The 5,909-nt window shown below is 60.8% G+C and carries 6 protein-coding genes; all 6 read right to left on the reverse strand.

The genetic code is table 11. The features are described 5' to 3' along the window. On the reverse strand, positions 1-1,469 hold a 1,469-nt coding region (locus QZ189_RS10365; RefSeq protein ID WP_296421713.1), incomplete at its 3' end, for a GMC family oxidoreductase. 10 nt (positions 1,470-1,479) lie between these two features. After that, positions 1,480-2,058: a heme-copper oxidase subunit III gene (locus QZ189_RS10370; RefSeq protein WP_010315904.1), complete on the reverse strand. Its 579-nt coding sequence runs from the start codon at positions 2,056-2,058 to the stop codon at positions 1,480-1,482. Then, on the reverse strand, positions 2,055-3,731 hold the full coding sequence (locus tag QZ189_RS10375; protein WP_247477504.1) for a cbb3-type cytochrome c oxidase subunit I: 1,677 nt from the start codon (positions 3,729-3,731) through the stop codon (positions 2,055-2,057). Before QZ189_RS10375 ends, QZ189_RS10370 begins: the two co-directional genes overlap by 4 nt. 11 nt (positions 3,732-3,742) lie before the next feature. Further along, positions 3,743-4,684, reverse strand: coding sequence for a cytochrome c oxidase subunit II (locus QZ189_RS10380; RefSeq protein WP_010315901.1), 942 nt, complete (start codon positions 4,682-4,684; stop codon positions 3,743-3,745). Position 4,685: 1 nt separating this feature from the next. Further along, the gene (locus QZ189_RS10385) at positions 4,686-5,324 is read right to left on the reverse strand and encodes a DUF2231 domain-containing protein (protein ID WP_010315899.1); all 639 of its coding nucleotides are present in this window, start codon (positions 5,322-5,324) and stop codon (positions 4,686-4,688) included. Beyond that, positions 5,324-5,821 carry a DUF2231 domain-containing protein gene (locus QZ189_RS10390; protein ID WP_296421715.1) on the reverse strand — a complete coding sequence of 166 codons (498 nt, stop codon included), beginning with the start codon at positions 5,819-5,821 and terminating at the stop codon, positions 5,324-5,326. The genes QZ189_RS10385 and QZ189_RS10390 overlap by 1 nt, the downstream gene beginning before the upstream one ends. Between the last annotated feature and the right edge of the window lie 88 nt (positions 5,822-5,909).

Raw genomic sequence — 5,909 nt, forward strand, 5'->3', positions numbered from 1 at the left:
ATCACCGTCAGCCCCATGCCCACGGCCGGACAACTGGGGAAGACGCTGGCATCAGCGACATAGAGGTTGGCCAGCTCATGGCTCCGCCCCTGGAGATCCACCACCGATGTCGCCGGATTGGAGCCCATGCGGCAGGTGCCGCAGACACTACCCATCACCGTCAGAGGAGCCTCACCGCGGGGGTGCGTTGGAGCGGGCTTCACCACATGGCAAAGGGGGTCGTTCTCCACCTTCTTCAAGGTGTCGATCCAGCGATAGACCAAGCGGTCATGGGCCTCGCGGTTGTTCGGGAGGTAGTGAATCTGGAGATGATTCCCCCGCAGGGTCACCCGGTTGTGGGCATCGGGCAGAACCGGGCTCATCGCCCACCAGGTCACCGATCGGGCAGCCAATTGCTCCAGGCCAAAGTTGGGCATCAACTTGGTCACCAGGGAGAGAACCGGTGGGGATTCCGCAAACAGGGCGTCCTGCAGAACACCGCCGCCACTGGCAATCGAGCCCAGGGGGAAGCTGACATTGCTGTCGCCCCAGAGGTAATCCGTGATGCCCAGGCTGCGGCCATAGCGACCGGAATTGGCCGCCGCCGCCAGCTGAATAATCGACGTCAGCTGGGGCTTCATCAGATTGCGGCCCACCTGATCAGAGCCGTTGGCCAGTCCGCGGCTGTGGTGCTCGGTCGCTGAGCGCAGCAGGATCGCAGCACTGTTGATGGCGCCTGCGGCCAGAACCACCAGATCGCCACTGAACAACCAGGCGTGACCGTCGACCTCCGCCTCGACCGCACGCACCTCATTGCCGCTGGGGTTGACGTGCAGGCGGCGCACCTTGACGCGATCACGGATGCTGACATTGCTGGCCTGTTTCGCCAGATCCACGCCGAACAACTCCGCATCACCCGTGGGGTCCTCAGCAGATTCCGACCAACTCAGCGGCAGGGCATAGGGGTGGGTCCCCTGACGCTCCAGCGCTGCCCTGAGCTCAGCCACCCAGGGCTCAAAGGACCTCGGGCGATGGCCATAGGGCCCAGTGCGACCAGGCTCAGTCGGGTCGACACCGGCTTCGCCGTGGACCCGATAGAGCGCTTCGGCCCGGTCGTAATAAGGGGCGAAATCCTCGTAGCTCAGCTCCCAATTCGGGGCCGTCCCCTCCTGCAGAGGGAGGCCGCCAAACTCGCGCTCGCGCATGCGCTCGAGAACGCCGCCCCAGATCTTGCTGTTGCCACCCAAGGCATAGATCGTCTGGGGCGAGAAGGGATCCCCATCGGTCCCAAACCACTGCTCACCAGGGTGGTAGCGGTCCTTGCGGAACAAGTCGACGTCCGCGACGTTCTGATCCGCCAGGGGCATCACCCCACCGCGCTCCAGCAGCAGGATGCGCTTGCCCGAGGCCGCCAACTGCCCAGCGATCGTGCCGCCAGCAGCACCGCTGCCGATCACGATGACGTCGTAGTGAATGTCGTCAATGATCATGGTTCTTGGGCTACTGCCAGACGTAGATCAGTAAAAAGAGGATGATCCAGATGACATCCACGAAGTGCCAGAACAAGGACGTGGCCTGAACTCCCTGTTCCCCGCCGCTGTAATTGCCGGGGATAAATGACTTCACCAACATCAATCCCATCAACAGGATTCCCGTCGCCACATGGAGGCCGTGGAAACCGGTCAAGAGATAGAACGTGCCACCAAAGGTTCCCGAGGTGAAGCCAAACTTCAGGCCGCCCCATTCCACAGCCTGTCCAAAGAGGAAGTAGGCCCCCATGGCCATGCTCAGCAGCCAGAACCCCCGGAAGAGAGCCATGTTCTCTTTGGCCTTGAAATGCTCAGCCAGGGCGATCGTCCCCGAACTGGACACCAGGACCACGGTGTTCACCAGCGGCATCTTCCACTCCAACCCCTCGACCCCAGGGGGAAGCCAGTCGAGGGCTGAGGTCTTCAGCAGGGCATAGCCGCTGAAAAAGGCCAGAAAGATGACGCTTTCTGAGCACAGAAAAATGATGAAGCCGGTGAGGTTGTGCTTGGGATGCAGCTCCAACTCAGCCTGCGGGGTCGTCGTCGTCATTGCGCCGCCTCCTGCAGCACCAAGGCGCGCTCCAGCTCAGCCTGGTGTTCCACCAGCGGTTCGCCGCTGCCATAGCCGTAGGGACGCGCAATCACCGTGGGGACCTCCTCCCCAAAGTTGTCCTCCGGCGGCGGAGAGGGCAACAACCACTCCAGTCCGATGGCATTCCAGGGGTTATGGGTGGCCTTAGGACCCCGGATCCAGGAGCTCACCATATTGAGCAGGAAGGGAATGATCGAGACCCCCAGCAGAAAGGCCCCCAGGCTGGCGATCACGTTCCAGAAGGTGAATTCAGGGTCGTAGCTCGACACCCGCCGCGGCATCCCCATCAGACCCAAGGGATGCATGGGCAGGAAATTCAGATTGGCCCCCACAAAGGTGAGCAGGCAGTGCAATTTGCCGAGACCTTCGTAGGGCATGCGCCCGGTGAACTTCGGGAACCAGTGGTAGATCGCCGCAAAGATCCCCATCACCGCGGCCCCGTAGATCACGTAATGGAAGTGACCGACGACGAAGTAGGTGTTGGAGACGTGAATATCGATCGGCACCGTGGCCAGCATGATGCCGGTGATGCCAGCAAAGACAAAGTTGAAGAGGCCCCCCAGGCAAAACAGCATCGGGGTCGTCAGGCGTAACTTCCCGCCCCAAAGAGTGCCCAGCCAGGCAAAGACCTTCACCCCCGTTGGCACGGCAATCAACATGGTGGTGACCATGAACAGATTGCGCATCCACTGCGCCACACCACTGGTGAAGAAGTGGTGAACCCAAACAATCAAGCCCAGGCCAACAATGATGAAGGAGGCAAAGGCGACGTAGAGGTAACCAAAGAGTGGCTTCCTGGAATACACCGGAAACAGCTCTGAGAAGACCCCAAAGACCGGCAGGATGATCACATAGACCGCCGGATGGGAATAGAACCAGAAAAAGTGCTGATAGAGCACCGGATCACCACCACCCTCAGCCCGGTAAAAGCTGGTGCCGAAGTTCAGGTCCATCAGCAACATGATCGCCCCGCCCGTGAGCGCGGGCAGGCCAATCAATTGCAAGGACTGGGCCGCAAAGGCGGTCCAACAAAACACAGGCATCCGGGTCAGGGTCATCCCCGGGGCCCGCATGCGCAGGATTGTCGTCACAAAGTTGATCGCACCCATGATCGAGGACACCCCCGATAGGGCCACGGCCGTAATCCAGAGGCCCTCGCCATTGAAGAGGTGTCCCGCCGGGTTCTGAAGACTGACGGGCGGATAACTCCACCAGCCGGCGTAGGCCGGACCACCTGGGACAAAAAAGCTGGCGATCAAAATCGATCCAAAGATCGGAACCAACCAGAAGGCCACCGCATTCAGACGCGGGAAGGCCATGTCGGGCGCACCGATCATGGTTGGAATCAACAGATTATTGAGACCGTTGAGGACCGGAAAGATGAACAGGAACAACATGATTGTTCCGTGCATCGTGTAGATGCCGTTGTAGACCGAGCGATCAACCAGATCGGCGGCAGGTGTAATCAGCTCCCCGCGGATGACCATGGCCAGCAGGCCACCGATCAAGAAGAAGAAGAAGGCCGTAACGATGTACTGGATGCCAATGACCTTGGCGTCCGTGCAAAAGCCGAAGTAGCGCTTCCAGCTGCTCTGCGGTGGCGGTTCAGGGGGAAAGGTGGCGATGGTCATCGGCTCAGGTCTCAGGCGTCATGGGGCTGATTGGGGTCTCCAGGGACATTCACCTGAGGGGGCGGAGCGGGAGGGACGGTCGCCCAGCCCGGGTTGGGCTTGGTCTGACGGATGGCGAACTCATCCACGGCAAGGCTCAGGCCCGCCTGCAGCGGTTGGCGCGCGGCCTGCTCGAGCCACTGCTGATGGGCCTGGGAGTTCTCCACCACCACATCGACCTGATTCGCGGCATGCCAGGTGCCACTGAACTGGGCATCCCGCAGGCGGTAGATCCCCTCGCGCGTTGGCGTGAGATTCAGATCAATCGCCCGGCCAGGAACCACGTCCTGTTTGATGCGGAAGGCGGGGATAAACAAGCTGTGGAGCACGTCCTCGGAGACCAACCGCAAACTCACCGGTTGATCCAGCTCCAGGTGCAGCTCCGTGGAGGAGACGTTGCTGCCGGGATAGCGAAACTCCCAGGACCATTGGCGGGCAATCACCTCGACCTGTTCAGCCGGCAAGCGATCGCCGGGATAGCCCCCCACCTCTTCTGTGGAATTGCGCAGATGGATGTGCTCCATCGGACCCAACATCCCCAACTTGTCGCTGGCGCGAATCGTCCAGAAGGCAATCGCCATCACCAACACAAAGGGAATAGCGGTCCAGATGACCTCCAACTTCGTGTTGCCTTCAATCGGGAAGGCGTCGCTGTCGTCGTACTTCTCGGCGCGGTTGAAGAGCACCACCCAGACCATCACCGAGACCACGCCAAAGAAGACGAAGGTGCCGATGGCGGTCTCCAAGCTGAACAGGTCATCCACCAACGGCGCCGCCGTTGAGGCCTGAACAGGAAGCCAATGGTGGGACTGCTGACCCATCCAGACGCTGAGGGCCAGGAGCAGAACAACCCAAACCAACCAGGCCAACAGAGCGGGCCGGGAGAGGCTGGGGCGGGGGGCGCTATTGCTCATCTCAGGGCAGGGCGGTGTGAAGGTCAGCGCCGGCCTGCAGCAACTGGTCAGCCGCGATGTGCACACCGAATTCAGCTGCCAACTGGGCGCCGAGGGTCCCGTGCAAACCCAGCAGCGCAAACATGCCGAGGCCGACTAGCAGGTAGAGCCACTGCACCTGGCGCCCCATGTCGCGCCGCCAGAGATAGCGCTGGAAACCACGCCAAACGGTCATGGCCGTAATCACCGTGAGCAGCAGCACGCCGCCCACGCCATGCCAGAGCATCGTGGTCATGCTGCCGAGCCCAAAGGTGCTCACAACACCCGGCAGCGGGACGGCGGTGAGCATTTCGTAGAAGCCACTGGCGACGGTGAAAAAAGTCACCAGGCAGCAGGCCAGCAGGTTGTACCAACCGACGTCGTGAAAGCCCCCGCGGGTAATCGGAAGGGCCAAAAAGCGAAAGACCCGTTTTTCCAGGGGGTACAGAGCACCCACCACATCAAAGGCAATCGCAATCACAAACAAACCGATGGTGAGGTGCACCAAATTCGGATGAATGGGCAGGGCATAGGGCAAGCCATTCGGCCCTAACTCCCCCGCGATTTGATCAATGGGAGTGGCCTCTGGGCTGTAGGCCAAGGCCATCGCCTGAACGAGCATCAGATCAGCCCCTCCCGCGTGGCCGCCACCACCTTCACGGTGTGCAGGCCATAGGTCCAGATCAGCTTGTCGCCCAAGACCACTTGAACCATGATCAAGGCACTGACCAAGGCCCCAGCTCCGAGAAAGGAGAGCGGCAGGGCCTCAGGATCACGGCTGCGCAGCACATAACGCCAGCCCGTCAACAGGGACAACACACCGGCCAGGGACCAGCCAATCGTGGTGTGAATATCAAGGATGTTGCGCGCTGCGCCATAGGGCGAGGCCAAACCTGCCTCCACCTGACCAAAAATGATCGCAACGAAGATTGCGCCCGTCGCGAATAACAAATTCCAGAAACTGGCTTCAAACAGCGCCGGGCGGCGCCAGAGCACCCCGATCAGATCGAACACGAACCCGATCAGGGCCATGGCGATCACGAAATGCACCACGATTGGATGAATCGTGTCCATCCAAGGGAGGTTGTGATCGTTGAGCGGCGGCAGCAGCTCAAGCATGAAGAACGGGCCAGGGCTCAACAGTGATCAGCCTGGCCACGGCTTTTCAAACTGTCAGCCGATTTGTCATGAAGCGGAGGCGACCTGC

The organism is Vulcanococcus sp. CPBay_Sum15L08_68 (assembly GCF_017855895.1).
Lineage (GTDB): Bacteria > Cyanobacteriota > Cyanobacteriia > PCC-6307 > Cyanobiaceae > Vulcanococcus.